Source organism: Pseudomonas sp. B37(2017) (assembly GCF_002112885.1).
Taxonomy (GTDB): domain Bacteria; phylum Pseudomonadota; class Gammaproteobacteria; order Pseudomonadales; family Pseudomonadaceae; genus Aquipseudomonas; species Aquipseudomonas paraglycinae.
Genome location: NZ_NEIX01000013.1, coordinates 81249 through 100409 on the forward strand (window position 1 = coordinate 81249; position 19161 = coordinate 100409).

Annotated in this window: 19 protein-coding genes; 8 read left to right on the forward strand and 11 right to left on the reverse strand. The window is 60.7% G+C overall.

Annotated features, from left to right (window positions below; genetic code table 11):
* On the reverse strand, positions 1-945 hold the full coding sequence (locus CAF90_RS25695) for a choline ABC transporter substrate-binding protein (RefSeq protein WP_007959751.1): 945 nt from the start codon (positions 943-945) through the stop codon (positions 1-3).
* Between the two features lie 434 nt (positions 946-1379).
* Here CAF90_RS25695 and CAF90_RS25700 point away from each other — a divergent pair, with 434 nt between their 5' ends.
* Entirely contained in the window at positions 1380-2756 is a 1377-nt protein-coding gene (locus CAF90_RS25700; protein ID WP_007959754.1) for an L-serine ammonia-lyase, read from the forward strand.
* 540 nt (positions 2757-3296) lie between these two features.
* Positions 3297-4400: a GlxA family transcriptional regulator gene (locus tag CAF90_RS25705; protein ID WP_007959756.1), complete on the forward strand. Its 1104-nt coding sequence runs from the start codon at positions 3297-3299 to the stop codon at positions 4398-4400.
* A gap of 78 nt (positions 4401-4478) precedes the next feature.
* Here CAF90_RS25705 and CAF90_RS25710 read toward each other — a convergent pair whose 3' ends face one another.
* From CAF90_RS25710 to choX, 6 genes are all read right to left on the reverse strand, one after another.
* A complete protein-coding gene (locus tag CAF90_RS25710; RefSeq protein WP_007959758.1) occupies positions 4479-4739 on the reverse strand; it encodes a hypothetical protein in 261 nt (86 codons plus the stop codon).
* A gap of 358 nt (positions 4740-5097) precedes the next feature.
* Positions 5098-6261, reverse strand: a complete 1164-nt coding sequence (locus tag CAF90_RS25715) for a gamma-butyrobetaine dioxygenase (RefSeq protein ID WP_085608902.1) — start codon at positions 6259-6261, stop codon at positions 5098-5100.
* 24 nt (positions 6262-6285) lie between these two features.
* Positions 6286-6762, reverse strand: coding sequence for a thioesterase family protein (locus CAF90_RS25720; RefSeq protein WP_085608903.1), 477 nt, complete (start codon positions 6760-6762; stop codon positions 6286-6288).
* Positions 6763-6887: 125 nt separating this feature from the next.
* Positions 6888-7853 carry an L-carnitine dehydrogenase gene (locus CAF90_RS25725; RefSeq protein ID WP_085608904.1) on the reverse strand — a complete coding sequence of 322 codons (966 nt, stop codon included), beginning with the start codon at positions 7851-7853 and terminating at the stop codon, positions 6888-6890.
* A 141-nt stretch (positions 7854-7994) separates the two neighbouring features.
* Positions 7995-8882, reverse strand: coding sequence for a 3-keto-5-aminohexanoate cleavage protein (locus CAF90_RS25730; protein WP_085608905.1), 888 nt, complete (start codon positions 8880-8882; stop codon positions 7995-7997).
* Between the two features lie 75 nt (positions 8883-8957).
* Complete coding sequence (choX, locus tag CAF90_RS25735) at positions 8958-9902, reverse strand: choline ABC transporter substrate-binding protein (protein ID WP_007959767.1); 945 nt, start codon at positions 9900-9902, stop codon at positions 8958-8960.
* A 193-nt stretch (positions 9903-10095) separates the two neighbouring features.
* Between choX and CAF90_RS25740 the strand changes: the two genes are divergently transcribed.
* Both CAF90_RS25740 and CAF90_RS25745 read left to right on the forward strand, forming a co-directional pair.
* Entirely contained in the window at positions 10096-11040 is a 945-nt protein-coding gene (locus CAF90_RS25740) for a GlxA family transcriptional regulator (protein WP_085608906.1), read from the forward strand.
* 68 nt (positions 11041-11108) lie between these two features.
* Positions 11109-12281, forward strand: a complete 1173-nt coding sequence (locus CAF90_RS25745) for a hypothetical protein (RefSeq protein WP_085608907.1) — start codon at positions 11109-11111, stop codon at positions 12279-12281.
* Here CAF90_RS25745 and CAF90_RS25750 read toward each other — a convergent pair whose 3' ends face one another.
* Genes CAF90_RS25750 through CAF90_RS25760 form a run of 3 tightly spaced genes read right to left on the reverse strand, consistent with a single transcriptional unit; the run spans position 12282 to position 13292 of the window.
* Positions 12282-12698: a DUF3010 family protein gene (locus tag CAF90_RS25750; RefSeq protein WP_007959772.1), complete on the reverse strand. Its 417-nt coding sequence runs from the start codon at positions 12696-12698 to the stop codon at positions 12282-12284.
* Positions 12699-12730: 32 nt separating this feature from the next.
* On the reverse strand, positions 12731-13054 hold the full coding sequence (locus tag CAF90_RS25755; protein WP_085608908.1) for a helix-turn-helix domain-containing protein: 324 nt from the start codon (positions 13052-13054) through the stop codon (positions 12731-12733).
* Entirely contained in the window at positions 13038-13292 is a 255-nt protein-coding gene (locus CAF90_RS25760; RefSeq protein WP_085608909.1) for a type II toxin-antitoxin system RelE/ParE family toxin, read from the reverse strand. Before CAF90_RS25760 ends, CAF90_RS25755 begins: the two co-directional genes overlap by 17 nt.
* Positions 13293-13574: 282 nt before the next feature.
* Between CAF90_RS25760 and CAF90_RS25765 the strand changes: the two genes are divergently transcribed.
* The gene (locus tag CAF90_RS25765) at positions 13575-14540 is read left to right on the forward strand and encodes a tyrosinase family protein (protein WP_085608910.1); all 966 of its coding nucleotides are present in this window, start codon (positions 13575-13577) and stop codon (positions 14538-14540) included.
* Positions 14541-14579: 39 nt separating this feature from the next.
* Here the strand turns inward: CAF90_RS25765 and CAF90_RS25770 are convergent, their stop codons facing one another.
* A complete protein-coding gene (locus tag CAF90_RS25770; protein ID WP_007959774.1) occupies positions 14580-14981 on the reverse strand; it encodes a lysozyme inhibitor LprI family protein in 402 nt (133 codons plus the stop codon).
* Positions 14982-15215: 234 nt separating this feature from the next.
* On the opposite strand from CAF90_RS25770, the gene CAF90_RS25775 reads away from it, so the two are divergent.
* The 3 genes from CAF90_RS25775 (at position 15216) to dgcA (ending at position 19014) form a co-directional block, all read left to right on the forward strand.
* On the forward strand, positions 15216-16193 hold the full coding sequence (locus CAF90_RS25775; protein WP_007959776.1) for a dipeptidase: 978 nt from the start codon (positions 15216-15218) through the stop codon (positions 16191-16193).
* Positions 16194-16407: 214 nt separating this feature from the next.
* Positions 16408-16938 (forward strand): DUF5943 domain-containing protein, encoded by a 531-nt coding sequence (locus tag CAF90_RS25780; RefSeq protein WP_007959778.1) that lies wholly within the window; start codon positions 16408-16410, stop codon positions 16936-16938.
* Between the two features lie 15 nt (positions 16939-16953).
* Positions 16954-19014 (forward strand): dimethylglycine demethylation protein DgcA, encoded by a 2061-nt coding sequence (gene dgcA, locus CAF90_RS25785; protein ID WP_011336289.1) that lies wholly within the window; start codon positions 16954-16956, stop codon positions 19012-19014.
* Positions 19015-19161: the final 147 nt, after the last annotated feature.

The window sequence follows — 19161 nt, forward strand, 5'->3', positions numbered from 1 at the left end:
TTACTGGAGTTTGGCTTTCACGGCCTCCAGGCCTGGTTTACCGTCAATGGTGGTCACGCCAGCGAGCCAGGTATCGAGCACCTGTGGATTCTTTTTCAGCCAGGCCTTGGCGGCCGCGTCAGGCTTCATCTTGTCGTCCAGGATGTTGCCCATCAGTTCGCTTTCCATGTCGACGGTGAACTCCAGGTTTTTCAGCAGTTGGCCAACGTTGCTGCATTCCTCGGCGTAGCCCTTGCGGGTGTTGGTCGCCACGGTGGCGGCGCCGAAATCCGGGCCGAAGAAATCGTCACCACCGGTCAGGTACTGAATCTTGAAGCGCTTGTTCATCGGGTGCGGCGCCCAGCCGAGGAACACCACGGCGGTGTCGCGTTTCTGTGCGCGGTCGACCTGCGACAGCATGCCCGCTTCGCTGGACTCGACGACCTTGAAGCCGGCGGTCTTGAGGCCGAAGGCGTCCTTGTCGATCATGCTCTGGATCAGGCGGTTGCCGTCGTTGCCCGGTTCGATCCCGTAGATCTTGCCGTCGAGTTCCTTCTTGAATTTGGCGATGTCGGCGAAGTCATGCAGACCCTTGTCATACAAGGCTTGCGGAACGGCGAGGGTGTACTTGGCGCCCTTGAGGTTGGTGCGCACGGTTTCCACGGTGCCGGCGTCGCGGTAGGCCTTGATGTCGTTTTCCATGGTCGGCATCCAGTTGCCGAGGAATACGTCCATGTTCTTGCCGTCGGCCAGCGACTTGTAGGTCACGGGTACGGAAATCATGGTGGTCTTGGTCTTGTAGCCGAGGGCCTGAAGCACGACGGAGGTGGTGGCGGTTGTTGCGGTGATGTCGGTCCAGCCGACATCGGAGAAGTTCACGGTACTGCACTGCGCCGGTTCTGCGGCTTGAGCCAGTAACGGCAGACTCAGCATGGCGGCCAACAACAACGACGGGGAACCTTTCATGAATGGACTCCTTGGTGTTTTTTTTGGCAGTGTTCCGATTGGACCACCGCACTTATGGGTTGCGGTTGGATGGCGTTCTGGAGACAGCTCTACCGCAGCGCCTTGCAATCGAGTCGATACGATCATGTACCAGTGAAAATCTGACGCCTACAGGGTGCGTCGTATCCAGTACAGGGATGGTCGCATCCAGTGTCAGTGACGTCGTTTACAGCTTTTTTCTGCCCTGTCTGGCCATCTGAACCGCATAAAAACGGCGAAAACACGGGCTGAAACCGGCACGGCGTTAGTGGGCATGAGTGCGTCGGTGTCAGACGCCGAGCGACCCGGGAAAAGCCCGATGATGCGGGCATTCCGGCGGATCGCAGCTTGAGCGTAGCAGCTCCGCCAGCGGGCGCTTCACGCCCCGGACCGGCACTCTCAGGAGCTCTGCAGCAATGGCTATCAGCGTTTTCGACCTGTTCAAAATCGGCATTGGCCCTTCCAGTTCCCACACCGTCGGGCCCATGCGCGCCGCCGCCCTGTTCGTCGAGTCGTTGCGCGACAAACATCTACTGGAGCAGGTGCGTCGCATCGAGGTGCAGCTGTTCGGTTCGCTGTCGGCCACTGGTGTCGGTCATGGCAGCGACAACGCGGTGATCATGGGTCTGATGGGCGAGTGGCCGGACGCGATCGACCCGTCGCAGATCGGCCCGCGGATCCAGGCCCTGCGTGAAACCCATACGCTGTTGCTCGACGGTCGTTTGTCGGTGCCCTTTATATGGGGCCGGGACATGCGCCTGATCGACGAGAACCTGCCGTTCCATCCCAACGCCATGACCCTGGTTGCCGAAGGCGATCACGGCGAGCTGCATCGCGACACCTACTATTCGGTCGGCGGTGGTTTTGTGGTGGACGAGGCGCAGGCCTCCAGCGGCGTGGTGGATCTGGATCGCACCGAGTTGCCTTACGACTTTTCCAGCGCGGTGGAGCTGCTGGAGCTGTGCAAGACCCACAACCTGCGCGTGGCCGAATTGATGATGGCCAACGAGAAGGTCTGGCGCAGCGAGGAAGAAATCCGCGCCGGCCTGATGAAACTCTGGCGGGCGATGCAGGATTGCGTCGAGCAGGGCCTCAAGCACGAAGGCATCCTGCCCGGCGGCCTCAACGTGCGCCGCCGCGCGGCGAAGTTGCACCGCAGCCTTCAGGAATTGAACAAGCCCAACGTGATCGGCTCGACCCTCAGCGCCATGGAGTGGGTCAACCTGTTCGCCCTCGCGGTGAACGAGGAAAACGCCGCCGGCGGACGCATGGTCACGGCGCCCACCAACGGCGCGGCGGGGATCATTCCGGCGGTGCTGCATTACTTCATGAAATTCAGCGAGGCAGTGACCGACGCCAACGTGGTCGACTACTTCCTCGGCGCCGCAGCGGTGGGAATTCTGTGCAAGAAGAACGCTTCGATCTCCGGCGCTGAAGTCGGCTGTCAGGGTGAGGTCGGTTCGGCCTGCGCAATGGCGGCGGCAGGGCTGGCGGAAATACTTGGCGCAAGCCCCGAGCAGTTGTGCAACGCGGCGGAAATCGGCTTGGAACATAACCTCGGCCTGACCTGCGATCCGGTGGGTGGCCTGGTGCAAGTGCCGTGCATCGAGCGCAATGCGATTGCGGCGGTGAAGGCGATCAATGCGGCGCAGATGGCCTTGCGCGGGGACGGCCAGCACTTTATTTCGCTGGACCGGGTGATCCGCACCATGCGTGATACCGGCGCCGACATGCATGACAAATATAAAGAGACATCGCGGGGCGGGTTGGCGGTCAGTGCGGTTGAATGTTGAGTCAGTAAATCCGAGGTGTGGCCTTCGCGAGCAAGCCCGCTCCCACATTCGATCGCATTCCGGCAGAGGAACTCGCTCAATTGTGGAAGCTGGCTTGCCAGCGATGAGGCCGGACCAGTCAAAACTGCGCGTTAAGTGCACACCGGAATCAAAACGCGCCACCTTTTGGCGCGTCGCTATCAGATAAGAGTCTTTCCCACCTCCAGCGCCTGATTTGCAGGCGCTACCGTCCGTCACCCGTGCCTGCGGTGACACTGTAGGACAATCGTGCGCAGGCCAGTTCCCACAAGTGCTACCGATTTGCTCACACCCATCGGAGCAGGGCATTCGCGGCCGCTGATGGCACTTCGAATTACCTTTCGTCGGAGCGCTTGTATAGACGCGTCGCGACGTCGTTTTCAGGAGTTATTGAACAGCCATTCAAATTTAGGCATGGCAATTGCTCTGTCATAACAAAGCCCGTCTCACGCAAGAGAACGATGGCAATAACAAGAGCCTCCGCCTGAGGCCATCACCCGCTTTGTGTGAGGAGATACCGCGATGACGTCGTTCAACTCCGGGGCTCAACCCCAGAACCGTGCGCCTCAATCCATCGGCTTTCTGCTGCTGGACAATTTCACGCTGATTTCCCTGGCTTCCGCAGTCGAACCGCTGCGCATGGCCAACCAGTTGTCCGGTCGCGAGCTGTATCGCTGGACCACCCTCACCGTTGATGGCGGCCAGGTCTGGGCCAGTGACGGTCTGCAGATCACCCCCGACGCCTCCATGCACAAAGCCCCGGCCCTCGACACCATCATCGTGTGCGGCGGGATCGGCATTCAACGCACCGTTACCCGTGAACACGTCTCGTGGCTGCAAAGCCAGGCGCGTCAGTCCCGTCGCCTCGGCGCCGTGTGCACCGGCAGCTGGGCCCTGGCCTGCGCCGGCCTGCTCGACGGCTTCGATTGCAGCGTGCACTGGGAATGTCTGGCGGCGATGCAGGAAGCTTTCCCGCGCGTTGCGATGAGCACCCGTCTGTTCACCCTCGACCGCAACCGTTTCACCAGCTCCGGCGGCACCGCGCCGCTGGACATGATGCTGCACCTGATCAGCCGCGATCACGGGCGTGAACTGTCCGCCGCGATCTCGGAAATGTTCGTCTACGAACGCATCCGCAACGAGCAGGATCACCAGCGCGTGCCGCTCAAGCACATGCTCGGCACCAACCAGCCGAAACTGCAGGAAATCGTCGCGCTGATGGAAGCCAACCTGGAAGAGCCGATCGACCTCGACGAACTGGCGGTGTACGTCGCCGTGTCCCGTCGCCAGCTCGAGCGCCTGTTCCAGAAATACCTGCACTGTTCGCCGTCGCGCTACTACCTCAAGCTGCGTCTGATCCGTGCCCGGCAACTGCTCAAGCAGACGCCGATGTCGATCATCGAAGTGGCGTCGGTCTGCGGGTTCGTGTCGACACCGCACTTCTCCAAGTGCTACCGCGAATACTTCGGCATTCCGCCGCGTGACGAGCGCGTCGGCTCCAACACCACCCAGCAGGTGGCGATGATGCCGCTGCCGCAGGCCATCGTGATGTCGCCGCTGTCCGGGCCGATGTCGGCGTTGAGCCAGGCGCGCAACGAGTCGACCTTCGCCAGCGTGCGCCTCTAAAACGAAAGATCGCAGCCTGCGACAGCGCCTTGAAAAAAGGCACTGTCGCAGGCTGCGATCTTTTTTTTTGGTCAGATGTCAGGCGCGGGTTTGCTGATACTGCGCCAGGGCCGGCAGCAACTGCTTGTCGATGGCTTCGCGCACGGTCGGCTGAATGCTCGCGCTGCTGGTGTACATCTGCTTGACCATGGTGCGCAGCGTGTTGGCCCGCACATCGTCCAGCCCCCGCACCGCGCACTCGCACGCCTGCTGGGCGGTAGAGCCCGACGGTACTTCGAATCCCAACGACTTGAGCTGGCCCAACAGGTCTTCCTGATCGATCAAATCGGCATACATCATGACGCGAATCCTTCTTCGGCAACGGAGGTCGTGGCTCGATTCTGGTAGGCCTGCCCAGGCACGGCAAGGGCGATTTGTCGCAGTGTCCACATTGGCTATGAGCATGTCGTTTTCGGCTAACTTGCCGGCATGGGGAGTGGGCACACTGGACCCAGCTCGCTTCACGAAGGTTTGGTCACCCTCGCCACGGCAGCTCCTCAACAGTACCCTCGCCCCGATCCTGTCACGGCTTGTATCGGGGCTTTTTTTGCCTGTGTGTCAGGTAAATCGAGGTGCATTCATCGCCAGCAGGCTGGCTCCCACATTGAAATGCGCTCTTTGTGGGAGCCAGCCTGCTGGCGATGAACGATGACGCGGTTTAGCGCTGCAACACTAGAATCCGCGACAGCAATTCATCCCGATCGATGTAGCAGCCCTGAAAATGCCGGGCCCCGGTGGTCGGGTCGAACGCATTGCGCGCGTGCAAAGTGCGGCGGTTGTCGAAGCACCACAGCTCGCCCGGATTGAGCCGCTGCATCACCCGGAAACGTGGCTCGCGGGTCATGGCGATGAAGCGACGGTAAGCGCGATACAGCGGGGGCATTTGCTCCACTGACGTGTCGAACGCGCCGCGCAGAAAGTTGGCCATGCGGATTTCCGCGACCCGGCCCAACGCATCCAGGGCGATGATTGGCGCCAGGCAGCGATAGTCGCTGTGGCGGTCCTTGTTGCGAAACTCCACCGGGATCTCGCACAGCGCCTGAAACAACGCGGGATCCTCCTGACGCAATGTTTCGGCAATCGCAAAACCGTCGACGAAAATGCTCTCGCCACCCTCGGCGTCGTTCACCAGACAATGCAGAAATTGCAGCCCCGGTTGCAGCTCGCGGGTCGGTAGATCCGTGTGTAACGGCAGGTTGAAAGCGGTGTAGGCATTGCTGTCGGCGTCGGCCTTGGATTGCACGTTGAACAGCACGCCGAAATTGCTCTCGCGGATGAACGAAATGCGCTGGGCGATCAGCTTCAGTGAACCGGGTTCGGTGGGCACGCCACGCACCTGAGTCAGACCGATATCGCGTACTGCCAGCAACCATTGCAGCAACGCGGCGTTGTCGTTCATCAGGGCTGAATAGTCGAACACCGGCAACTGCAAATCGCTGCGCCACAGGAAGGGTTTAGGTTTGGCGGCGAGGCGTTCGGCGCGGGATTCGTCGTCATAGGCGTGGGCCCGCAGCCAGCCCGCATCGAAGCGGCTGAGGTGGCCGTCCTGCCAGTCGATACGCAGGCAGCCATCGGTGTCGATATGTGCGGCGGAGGGCGACAGATCCTGCGCCGCATCGACGATCTCGAACACCTGCTCGCGGGTGACGCTGTAGACGCAGTGCGGACACGGACAGTTGTCGCGCAGCCACACGTGGTGAAACGGGCTGACACGCCCGTCGGCCCATTCAATCAGGACGCGATCCGCCAGGTTCTGCACGCCGTTCAGCGCGCTGATCAACGGATAAGTACGGAAATCGGCAACTGCGACGGCGGTGTGCATGGCGGCTCCTTGCGATGGATGGATTTACCGGGCTGGTGGCAGGGCGATGACCCGGCCGATGTAAGCCGGGGCGGGCAGGTCGGCCTGCTCGGCGACGATGGCTTGCAGACGGCCCAGGGTGTCCGGGGTAAATGGTGCGGAGCGCGGCCCGACGAGGTCGACGTGCAGCAGCATCTGTTCGTTGCCGGCCAGCTCCTTGTCACCGCCGGCCAGGTGCAGGCTGTGATAGAGGTGCAGGCGTTTCTGATCGTGGCCGATGATCTGCGTGCGCACTTCGACTTCTGCATCGAGCTTCACTTCGTGCAGGTAGTTGAGGTGCAGTTCGAGGGTAAACAGCGAGTGACCGCTGGCTTCGCGGTTGTTGCTGTCCATGCCGAGACGATCCATCAGGGCGTCGGTGGCATAGCTGAAAATCAGCAGATAGAAGGCGTCGCGCAGGTGGCCGTTGTAGTCGACCCAGTCGGGGATGATGCGGGTTTGGTAGGTGGTGAGTGTGGGCATATTTTCTCCTGATGCGATCGTTCCCACGCTCTGCGTGGGAACGCCTCCTGTGACGCTCTGCGTCACGCTTCTGGGACGCAGAGCGTCCCGGGCTGCATTCCCACGCAAAGCGTGGGAACGATCGATTACTCGCTGAAACTCATTCCATGCTTTTCTTTCGTGGTCTTCACCGCCTCAAGCACCGCCAGCAAGCAATCATCACGATAGCGCTCCAGCGCCGAAATACTGTGCCGGCCCAGTTGATCGCTGGTGCCATCCACCACATCGTCGATCAACTTGTCGGTCAGTTCCGGTGCCGGCAGGTACGTCCACGGCAACTGCAGCGCCGGTCCGAACTGCGACATGAAGTGGCGCATGCCGGCATCGCCACCGGCCAGGGTGTAGGTCAAGAACGTGCCCATGAACGACCAGCGCAGACCGGCGCCAAAGCGGATTGCATCATCGATCTCACCCGTGGTCGCCACGCCGTCGTTGACCAGATGCAGCGCCTCACGCCACAGCGCTTCGAGCAGGCGGTCGGCGATGAAGCCCGGCACTTCCTTGCGCACATGCAGCGGGCGCATGCCGAGGGATTCGTAGACTTTCATCGCCGCCTGAATCGCTTGCGGCGCGGTGTTCTTGCCGCCGACCACTTCCACCAGCGGCAGCAGGTAAACCGGGTTGAACGGGTGACCGACCACGCAGCGTTCCGGGTGGGTCGAGCTCTCGTAGAACTCGCTCGGCAACAGGCCGGAAGTGCTGGAACCGATCAACGCATTCGGCTTGGCCGCCGCGCTGATTTTGCTGTGCAGATCCAGTTTCAGTTCGAGGCGTTCCGGGGCGCTTTCCTGGATGAAGTCCGCATCGCGCACGCATTCTTCAATGGTCGCGACAAAGCGCAGACGATCCTGCGACGCGCCCGGCGCCAGACCGTTTTTCTCCAGCGCACCCCAGGCGTTGGCCACGCGTTTGCGCAGCGCCGCTTCGGCACCCGGCGCCGGGTCCCAGGCCACCACGTCAAGGCCATGGGCGAGGGCGCGGGCGACCCAGCCGCTGCCGATGACGCCGCTGCCCAGTGCTGCGAAGGTTTTGATTTCGGTGATAAAACTCATGGTGATTTCCTAGGCAAATTCGGTGATTCCCTGTGGGAGCGAGCTTGCTCGCGAATGCGGCGGCATTGCTGATGAAGATGCTTCGGATGTACCAGCCTCTTCGCGAGCAAGCTCGCTCCCACAGGGTTTGATGTGTGGCCGTCAGCCGCGCTGGGTCAGGCCCATTTTCTTGCGACCTTCAGCCGGGGTCAGCACGCGGGCGCCGAGGCGGCTGAGGATCTCGGTGGCGCGTTCGACCAGTTGGCCGTTGGTCGCCAGCACGCCTTTGTCCAGCCACAGGTTGTCTTCCAGACCGACCCGCACGTTGCCGCCAAGCAGCACCGCTTGCGCGGCCATCGGCATTTGCATCCGGCCGATGCCGAACCCGGCCCACACCGCGTCGGCAGGCAGGTTGTCGACCATGGCTTTCATGGTGGTGGTGTCGGCCGGCGCGCCCCACGGGATGCCCAGGCACAGCTGGAACAGTGGCTTGTCGAGCAAGCCTTCCTTGATCATCTGTTTGGCGAACCACAGGTGGCCGGTGTCGAAAATCTCCAGCTCCGCCTTCACGCCCAGCTCGGTGATGCGCTTGGCGCCAGCCCGCAGCTGGGCCGGGGTGGAGACGTAAATGGTGTCGCCGTCGCCGAAGTTCAGGGTGCCGCAATCCAGCGTGCAGATTTCCGGCAGCAGTTCTTCAACGTGGGCCAGACGGGTCAGCGGGCCGACCAGATCGGTGTTCGGGCCGAACTCCATCGGGTTCTCGCCCGGGCCGATTTCCAGGTCGCCGCCCATGCCGGCGGTGAGGTTGACGATGATGTCGACGTCGGCTTCGCGGATGCGCTCCATGACTTCGCGGTACAGCGCCACGTCACGGCTGAACTTGCCGGTCTGCGGGTCACGGACGTGGCAGTGCACGACCGTGGCGCCGGCCTTGGCCGCTTCCACCGCGGCTGCGGCGATCTGTTTCGGGGTGACCGGCACGTGAGGGCTCTTGGCGGTCGTGTCGCCAGCACCGGTGAGTGCGCAGGTGATGATGACGTCGTGGTTCATGGTGCGTTTTCCTTCAGGCGTGATGGGTCTGTTCGCAGCCCGTGGCGGGCTGCGAAGTGGTTCGTTCGTTGCGGTTTATTTGCTGGTGAGCTGGAGGTTTTCAGCCGCCGGTTTGCCATCGAAGGTGGTGACGCCTTCGAGCCAGCGCTGTTTGTCTTGCGGGTGATCCTTGAGCCATTGTTTGGCCGATTCGAAAGCGTCCTTGTGATCGAGCAGCGGCTGCATCATCCGGCTCTCGTCTTCGGCGGTGAACGTCAGGTTGCTCAGCAGGCGACTGACGTTCGGGCATTGTTCGGCGTATTTCGGCGCGGTGACGGTCCATACGGTGGCCATGCCTTCGTTCGGGCCGAGGGCGTCGTCGCTGCCGGTCAGGTAGGTCATCTGCACGTTGACGTTCATCGGGTGCGGCGCCCAGCCGAAGAACACCACGGCTTCCTTGCGGCGCACGGCGCGATCGACGGCGGCGAGCATGCCGGCCTCGCTGGATTCCACGAGCTGGAACTTGCCGAGGCCGAACTGGTTCTTGGCGATCATCGCCTTGATCTGGGTGTTGGCGCCCGAGCCTGGCTCGATGCCGTAGATCTTGCCGCCCAGTTCTTTCTCGAACTTGGCGATGTCGGCGAAGGTTTTCAGGCCCTTGTCCGCCAGGTAGGTCGGCACGGCGAGGGTGGCGCGGGCGTCCTTGAGGCTTGGCGCTTCAAGCACCTTGACCTGGTTGGCGTCGACGAACGGGGTGATCGTCTGGGTCATCAGCGGGTTCCAGTAGCCGAGGAACAGATCCAGGCGCTGGTCGCGGATGCCGGCGAAAACGATTTGCTGAGAGGCGCTGGTCTGTTTGGTGCTGTAGCCGAGGCCGTCGAGCAGAACCTGGGCCATGGCACTGGTGGCGATCACGTCGGTCCAGTTCACCACGCCCATGCGCACGTTCTGACACGATGCGGAATCGGCCGCCATGACACTGGCGCTTAAAAACGCGGTACCGCTGAGTGCGAGAACACAGCTGCTGATCAGTCGTTTCATGTCGGGTTCCTCGGCAGGTCGTTATTGTGGGTTCCGGTGTCTGATGCGCCGGTGATGCTCAAATTACGCAGCTGTACGCCCTTGAAAGCGCACTGCGGCGACTGGCTCTTGCACTGTAGCGACCTGTCCCCTTGAATGCCGCCGACAATTGGCGTATCAACGTTGCACGCTACCCGCTAACCGAGTGCGCGCCATGTCCCAGGATTTCTACTTTCTGTTGATGCCGGGTTTTTCCGCCATCGGTTTCATCTCTGCGATCGAACCGCTGCGAGTGGCCAACCGCTTTCGCGGCGAGCTGTACCGCTGGCACGTCTTGAGCGCCGATGGCGGGGCGGTGCTGGCGAGTAATGGAATGTCGGTCAACGCGGATGCGGCGCTGGAGCCGCTGAAGAAAGGGGCGACGTTGCTAGTGGTCGCCGGCTTCGAACCGTTGAAGTTCGCCACCCCGGCGCTGGAGCACTGGCTGCGACGGCTGGACAACGAAGGCGTGACCCTCGGCGCCATCGACACCGGCAGTTTCGTCCTCGCCGAAGCGGGCCTGCTCGAGGGTCATCGCCTGACCCTGCACTGGGAAGCCATCGACGCCTTCAAGGAATCTTATCCACAGCTCAGCGTCACCCAGGAGCTGTTCGAGATCGACCGTCGGCGTATCACGTCGGCTGGCGGCACCGCGTCCATCGACCTGATGCTCGACCTGATCGCCCAGGCCCACGGCCCGCAACTGGCGATTCAGGTCAGCGAGCAGTTTGTGTTGGGGCGGATTCGTCCGCGCAAAGACCACCAGCGCATGGAAGTCGCCACGCGTTACGGCATCAGTAACAAGAAGTTGGTGCATGTGATCGGCGAGATGGAGCAGCACAGCGAACCGCCGCTGACCACGCTGGAACTGGCGGAATCGATCAAGGTGACCCGGCGGCAACTGGAGCGCCTGTTTCGCCTGCACCTGAACGACACGCCAAGCAATTTCTATCTGCGCTTGAGACTGGAGAAGGCCCGACAGCTGCTGCGCCAGACCGACATGAGCGTGCTCGAAGTCAGCATCGCCTGCGGGTTTGAATCACCGTCGTATTTCACCCGCAGCTACCGGGCGAAGTTTGCCCGGTGTCCACGGGAGGATCGGCGACGGGAGGCCGTTTGACGGACGATTATAGTTAATTATACTTTCAGGTATAAATTACAGTCGTTTGAATAATTGAGTGTAAAACCATGTCCCGAAACAACGGCTTCGTCTTCCGCCGCCCCGCTCTGGCCCGCAGCGTTGCCGATGGTCTGGTGGGTGCAGGTCTGCAGGATTTCACCTCCGGCCTTTTTCTGGCAGCGCCGCGTCGCACCGGCAAAAGTACCTTTCTGCGCGAGGACCTGATCCCGGAATGCCAGGCCCGAGGCTGGCTGACGGTTTACGTCGACCTGTGGGCCGACAAGGAAAAAGACCCTGCTGACTTGATCGCCAGTGCCATTGCAGGCGCGTTGGTCCCCTTTGAAAAGGGTATCCGCAAACTGGCGAAGAATATCGGCATCGAAAAACTCAGCTTTCTGCGCACCTTGTCCTGGGATTTCACCAAGCCGCAACTGCCTTCGGGCGCGACCCTGACGCAAGCGCTGGAACTGCTCCACAGTGCCGCCGAAAAATCCGTAGTGCTGGTGATCGATGAGGCCCAGCACGCGCTCACCACCGCCGCAGGCATCAACGCGATGTTTGCCCTGAAGGCTGCACGGGATCAGCTCAACCAGGGACGTGAAGGCGAGGGCAGCGGTTTGCATCTGGTATTCACAGGTTCCAATCGCGACAAACTCGCCCATCTGGTGCTGGGCAAGAGCCAACCGTTTTTCGGCTCGAGCATCACGCCCTTTCCATTGTTGGGAAAAGAGTTCACCCAGGCGTACACCTTGCACCTCAACGCCCATCTGGCGGAGACCAACCAGTTCAGTGCGGCGGATATCGACGACGCCTTTGAGTTGGTGGGGCGGCGCCCGGAAATGTTGCGCACCATCATCGGCGAAGTCGCGCTGGAACTGGGCGAGGCCAGCAATCTGGGGCAGTTGCTGCAAAGCCGTGCCGAATTGTTGCGCGCAGGCGTGTGGACCGAGTTCGAGAGCGCCTGGAACGCGCTGACCATCCCTCAGCGCGCCGTGCTGGAAGTGATGGTGGAGCGCTCACAGAACAACGAGCCTTTTGCACCGTTCACCGACAGCACGCTCATGGCAGTCGGCAAGGCACTGGAAAACCTGGGCAGCGACGTGGTGCCGGGCACCCAGACCATTCAGGCCTGTATCGATGCCCTGCGCGACAAGGAGCTGGTGTGGAAATCGAGCCGTGGTGGCTATGCGCTGGAAGACAAGTCCTTCGGCGACTGGCTGAGCGCGCGCAAAGCGGGCTAGTTACTTCTTCACCAATGCCGAGCACGCTGCCTTGTAGGCTTCATGCTGATACTTGTTCAGCGTGCCCGGCAGCTCGAAATTGTGCTTCTTGGCCTGGGCATTGATCGTCTGCGGCGACAGCAGCGTCACCTCGCAACCGTCCAGCAACTGAAACACGCCCTCGATCTTGAACGTGGTCGGCCCACCGGCAAACTCGCCCTTCTTGCTGCGCTTCTTGATCGCGATGCGATCAATCGAGTTCTCGCGCACGAACGACGCCACTTGTGCGGCGAACAGCTTCACGTTGGCCGCCTCGTCGTCATCGTCCAGCGCGATTTTCTTGGTGTTCAGCGCGACATGGCTCAGCACCGAACCGTCGAGGGAGGCCACGGCGATGATCGCTTCACTGCCTTTGATTTCGATACCGCAGATGTTCATGTGAATCCCTTGATTGGCTGAAGAGATGGAGCTTACAGCTCAAGCTGGTTGGCGGTGATACCAAACGCCGCCGCAATCTTCTCGCGAGTGGCCTTGCGCGGCTTTGCAACGGTTTCCTGCTGGGCAAAAGCCGGCTGTGAAATGCCCATGCGCCGAGCGACTTCTTCCTGGGTCAGGTTGAGATGTTCGCGCCAGGCCCTGATCGGAGTTGCCCCGTCGACAATGCGACTGACCACCTCATGGGGAATCAGGTCAGGCTCCATTTTCTGCGCCACATATTGCGCGTATGGAATGACTACGAAAGCGGGTTTGCCCTCGGAATCATTGATGATTTGGATGTCAGTAAGTGCGTTCATCGCGTTTTTTTACCTCTTGAATACTGACCACTTTGATCGCGCCATCCCAGTCGAACATGACGCGGTAATTACCCACACGCAGCCGATAGGCGTAGTCATGACCAACCAGTGCTTTCACATTGCCCACATCAGGCATGTCAGTAAGCACCGTGATGGCATCTCTGACCTGACACTGATGAGCGGAATGCAATTTCAGGAGTTGCTTAACGGCCTTTCGAGTCCAGTGGATGCTGTTCATGGCAGAATATAAGTCTTTTATAAGATTTGCGAATCTTTGCTTATATTTTTCAGGTGGCCAATAAACAACGTTCGACCGAATGTTGCAGGGTGCATGGCGGGGAAAATTTCGGGCTTAGCTGTCATCCATGAATTACACAGTGGTAAATGCCGTTCATCTGAAACCCTGGGCGACCTGTTATTTCTGACAGTAGATCCTTATCGACATTGCCTCGAAGATTGATGCGAGGGCCATCACCGGCTCTGAACCCAAGAATGACTGTTCCGGCAAAGGAGTCGCACAATGATCGTCAGGAAAAACATTCGCTCGCATACGGCCGTCGAGCGGGCAGCGTTCATCAACTGTCTGCTCACCCTCAAGCGTAATGGGGGGTACGACAAATATGTGCACTGGCATCACCAAGTGATGAAACCCACTGTGCATCCTTGGGAACCGCAGGATTCTGAGTATCGAAACGGAGCCCACCTTGGCCCGGCATTTCTGCCATGGCATAGAGAAATGCTGATGCAGTTCGAGACGGATTTGCGCGCGATTGATCCTCAAGTGACTCTGCCGTATTGGGACTGGACTGAAGATGCGTTGGATCCGACAAGCTCACCCGTCTGGACGGATCAATGGATGGGCGGCAATGGCAGCCAAGGTGATCATGACCGAGTACAAACCGGGCCTTTTGCTCACCAGTACGGAAACTGGCCGGTTCCTGCCTACCCGGAAAACGGTGAGACGGAACCTGGTCTCAAGCGTCAGTTCGGCGTTCTTGTGAACTCGCTTCCGACGTCGGCAGACGTGGGCATGGCGATGCGAGAGTGGTTATATGACACGCCGCCTTACGATTCCGGCCCATACACCAGGGGATTTCGCAATCGACTGGAGGGGTGGATCACGCAACGAGGTGATCCTCAAGTCACCACCCCGGGTTCGCAGCTGCACAACCGCGTCCATCTGTGGACAGGGGGCAACATGTTGGCCATGACCTCCCCTGAAGATCCGGTGTTCTTCCTGCATCATTGCAATATCGACAGGATCTGGGCGGAGTGGCAGGCACAAATGGCGCTGGACAATCCGCAATGGGCTCCGCATTACACGCCGATCCGTGGTGGGCCGCCCGGTCATAACTTTGATGACGCGCTCGCGCCATGGACGAGAACCGTCAGTGAGGTCATGGACGTCCGCGCACTGGGCTATGAATACGCACCCATCCAGCCGTTGCAGAAGAGCCCATTCAAGTCGCCCTTCATGGCGTCATGACGCGTCAACGTTCCTGCACGACTCGTGCAGGAACACTCCTCACTCCTGCCCAATCGACTCCAAAAACTCCGACCGCTCGTCACTCATCCGCGCCACGCAGTCATTCTGCGCAATCTTGAACGCCTTGCTGCCGTCCGTCGCCGGGAAGGCTTCCACGGCGCAGTCGGCGTCGCGGGTTTTCAACCATTGTTGCTGGGCGGCCTTGAGTTTGGCGGTGATGTCGGCCAGTTGCGCCGGGTTCTTGCCGTAGGTCGTCTGCATGCGCTCGTTCAGGCTGGCGTAGTTGTCCTTGAGCAGGTCCTCGGCGGTGGTGCGGCTATAAGTCGAGCATTCCAGGGTCTGGATGTCGTTTTCCACCGCGTCGCACGGGTTGTTGTCGGACTCTTCGGCGGCGTGTACGCCGGTCGCAATCAGGGCCAGGGCCAGGAAGATCGATTTCATTGATGTCGCCGCTCTAATCCAGTGGTGTTTCCGGGATGCGGCAGATTCTGGCTCAAGCTCGCGGGCTTGAACAGGTGGCCGGTCGGACCGGTTGGCGACCCTTTGTCGCGGATTGACGCTTTCGGCAATTCCCCTGTCGTTTTTGCACCCGGCTGGTCGCGCACCGAGGCATATGCTGGCCCCAAAGCGCCGGCAGACGATTCGGCGCATGAATCGCCAATAAGGGGACGCCTGATGAGCCCAGCCGAATTACACGCCGACAGCATCGTTATCGACGGTCTGATCATTGCCAAATGGAACCGCGAGCTGTTCGAAGACATGCGCAAGGGCGGTCTGACGGCGGCCAACTGCACCGTGTCGGTGTGGGAGGGCTTTCAGGCCACGGTCAATAACATCGCCGCCAGCCAGAAACTGATTCGCGAAAACAGCGACCTGGTGATCCCCGTCCGTACCACCGCCGACATCCGCAAGGCCAAGGAGCAGGGCAAGACCGGCATCCTCTTCGGCTTCCAGAACGCCCATGCATTCGAAGACCAGATCGGCTATGTCGAGGTGTTCAAGCAGCTCGGCGTCGGCATCGTGCAGATGTGCTACAACACCCAGAACCTGGTGGGCACCGGTTGCTACGAACGTGACGGCGGCCTGTCGGGCTTCGGTCGCGAGATCGTCGCCGAGATGAACCGCGTCGGCGTCATGTGCGACCTGTCCCACGTCGGTTCCAAGACCTCCGAGGAAGTCATCCTCGAATCGAAAAAACCGGTCTGCTATTCCCACTGCCTGCCGTCGGGGCTGAAAGAGCACCCGCGCAACAAGTCCGATGAAGAGCTCAAGTTCATTGCTGACCACGGCGGTTTCGTCGGCGTGACCATGTTTGCGCCGTTCCTGGCCAAGGGTATCGATTCGACCATCGACGACTACGCCGAAGCCATCGAATACACCATGAACATCGTCGGCGAAGACGCCATCGGCATCGGCACCGACTTCACCCAGGGTCACGGCCAGGACTTCTTCGAATACCTGACCCACGACAAGGGCTACGCCCGCCGTCTGACCAACTTCGGCAAGATCATCAACCCGCTGGGCATCCGCACCGTCGGCGAGTTCCCGAACCTGACCGAAACCCTGCTCAAGCGCGGCCACTCCGAACGAGTCGTTCGCAAGATCATGGGCGAAAACTGGGTGAACGTCCTGAAAGACGTCTGGGGCGAATGAATAACTCTGGAGCCTACTCCGCTCGCCGATAGCTGCGTCAGGTCCTCGCGCCAAACTCGCCGTACGTCCCGTACTGTCTCGCTTGTCGCTCCGGTCCTTCCTTGCTCTCGACGTGCTCGCTACGGCTCCAAAGTCATTCATACGGCTTGTTTATAAGAGCAAAGCAAAAGCTTCGCTCGGCACCAACCACGAATTTTTCTGGAGTTAAGTTTCCATGGCCAAGATCGCCCCGCAATTGCCAATCGAAGTCGACAGCGAGACCGGTGTCTGGACCTCCGACGCCCTGCCGATGCTGTATGTGCCACGGCATTTCTTCGTCAACAACCACATGGGCATCGAGGAAGTGCTGGGCGCTGACGCCTATGCCGAGATCCTCTACAAGGCCGGCTACAAATCCGCCTGGCACTGGTGTGAAAAAGAAGCCGAGTGCCACGGTCTGGAAGGCGTCGCGGTGTTCGAGCACTACATGAAGCGCCTGTCGCAGCGCGGCTGGGGCCTGTTCAAGATCCAGGACATCGACCTCGATAAAGGCACCTGCAGCGTCAAGCTCGAACACTCGGCGTTCGTCTACGTCTACGGCAAAGTCGGGCGCAAGGTCGACTACATGTTCACCGGCTGGTTTGCCGGTGCCATGGACCAGATCCTCGCCGCTCGCGGCAGCAAGATCCGCACCGTGGCCGAGCAGGTCTACGGTGGCTCCGAAGAAGGCCACGACGACGGCCTGTTCACCGTCAAGCCGTTGTAAGTCGAGGAACCCGCCATGGCTTTCGAAGCAATGTTCCAGCCGATCCAGATCGGCAAACTGACCATCCGCAACCGCGTGCTCAGCACCGCGCACGCCGAGGTCTACGCGACCGACGGCGGCATGACCACCGAACGGTACGTCAAATATTACGAAGAGAAAGCCAAGGGCGGCATCGGCCTGGCGATCTGTGGCGGTTCGTCCGTGGTGGCGATCGACAGCCCGCAGCAATGGTGGAGTTCGGTGAACCTGTCCACCGACCGGATCATCCCGCACTTCCAGAATCTCGCCGACGCCATGCACAAGCACGGCGCTAAGATCATGATCCAGATTACCCACATGGGCCGTCGCTCCCGTTGGGACGGTTTCCACTGGCCGACCCTGATGTCGCCGTCGGGCATCCGCGAACCGGTGCACCGCGCCACCTGCAAGACCATCGAGCCGGAAGAGATCTGGCGGGTGATCGGCAACTACGCGCAAGCCGCGCGCCGCGCCAAGGCCGGTGGCCTGGACGGTGTTGAACTGTCGGCCGTGCACCAGCACATGATCGACCAGTTCTGGAGCCCGCGCGTCAACAAGCGGACCGACGAATGGGGCGGCACTTTCGAGGGCCGGATGAAGTTCGGTCTGGAAGTTTTGAAAGCCGTGCGCGCCGAGGTCGGTGACGACTTCTGTGTCGGCATGCGCATCTGCGGCGACGAGTTCCACCCGGACGGTCTGTCCCACGAAGACATGAAGCAGATCGCCAAATATTACGACGACACCGGCATGCTCGATTTCATCGGCGTCGTCGGCTCGGGTTGCGACACCCACAACACCCTGGCCAACGTGATTCCGAACATGAGTTATCCGCCGGAGCCGTTCCTGCACCTGGCGGCCGGGATCAAGGAAGTGGTCAAGGTTCCGGTGCTGCACGCGCAGAACATCAAGGACCCGAACCAGGCCACGCGGATTCTGGAGGGCGGTTACGTCGACATGGTCGGTATGACCCGCGCCCACATCGCCGACCCGCACCTGATCGCCAAGATCAAGATGGGTCAGATCGACCAGATCAAGCAGTGCGTCGGCGCCAACTACTGCATCGACCGTCAGTATCAAGGTCTGGACGTGCTGTGCATCCAGAACGCCGCGACTTCCCGTGAATACATGGGCGTGCCGCACATCATCGAGAAATCCACCGGGCCGAAACGCAAGGTGGTGATCGTCGGTGCCGGCCCGGCGGGGATGGAAGCTGCCCGTGTGGCAGCCGAACGTGGCCACGACGTGACCCTGTTCGAGAAGAAGGAATTCATCGGCGGCCAGATTACTACGGCCTCGAAAGCGCCGCAGCGTGACCAGATCGCCGGTATCACTCGCTGGTTCCAGCTGGAACTGGCACGCCTGAAAGTCGATCTGCGTCTGGGCACTGCGGCGGACGCCGACACCATCATGGACCTGCGTCCGGACATCGTGGTGCTGGCCGTTGGCGGGCATCCATACCTGGAGCAGAACGAACACTGGGGCGCAGCTGAAGGGCTGGTCGTCAGCAGCTGGGACGTGCTCGACGGCAAGGTTGCGCCGGGCAAGAACGTGCTGGTCTACGACACCATTTGCGAGTTCACCGGGATGTCGGTGGCCGACTTCCTCGCCGACAAGGGCAGCCAGGTCGAGATCGTCACCGACGACATCAAACCGGGCGTGGCTATCGGTGGTACATCGTTCCCGACTTACTACCGCAGCATGTACCCGAAAGAAGTGATCATGACCGGCGACATGATGCTGGAGAAGGTCTACCGCGAAGGCGACAAACTCGTCGCCGTGCTGGAGAACGAATACACCGGCGCCAAAGAGGAGCGGGTGGTGGATCAGGTGGTCGTCGAGAACGGCGTGCGCCCGGATGAAGAAATCTACTACGCCCTCAAGGACGGCTCGCGCAACAAGGGCCAGATCGACGTCGAGGCGCTGTTCGCGATCCAGCCGCAACCTTCGCTGAGCAGCACCGGCGACGGTTACCTGCTGTTCCGCATCGGTGACTGCGTGGCGCAGCGTAATACCCATGCTGCGATCTATGACGCCCTGCGGTTGTGCAAAGACTTCTAAACGCTGATGGACTGATCGTTCCCACGCTCTGCGTGGGAATGCAGCCCGGGACGCTCCGCGTCCCAAAGCGGACGCAGAGCGTCCATTGAGGCATTCCCACGCAGAGCGTGGGAACGATCGTCACGTGTTTCTCCAGGCTGTACTGGT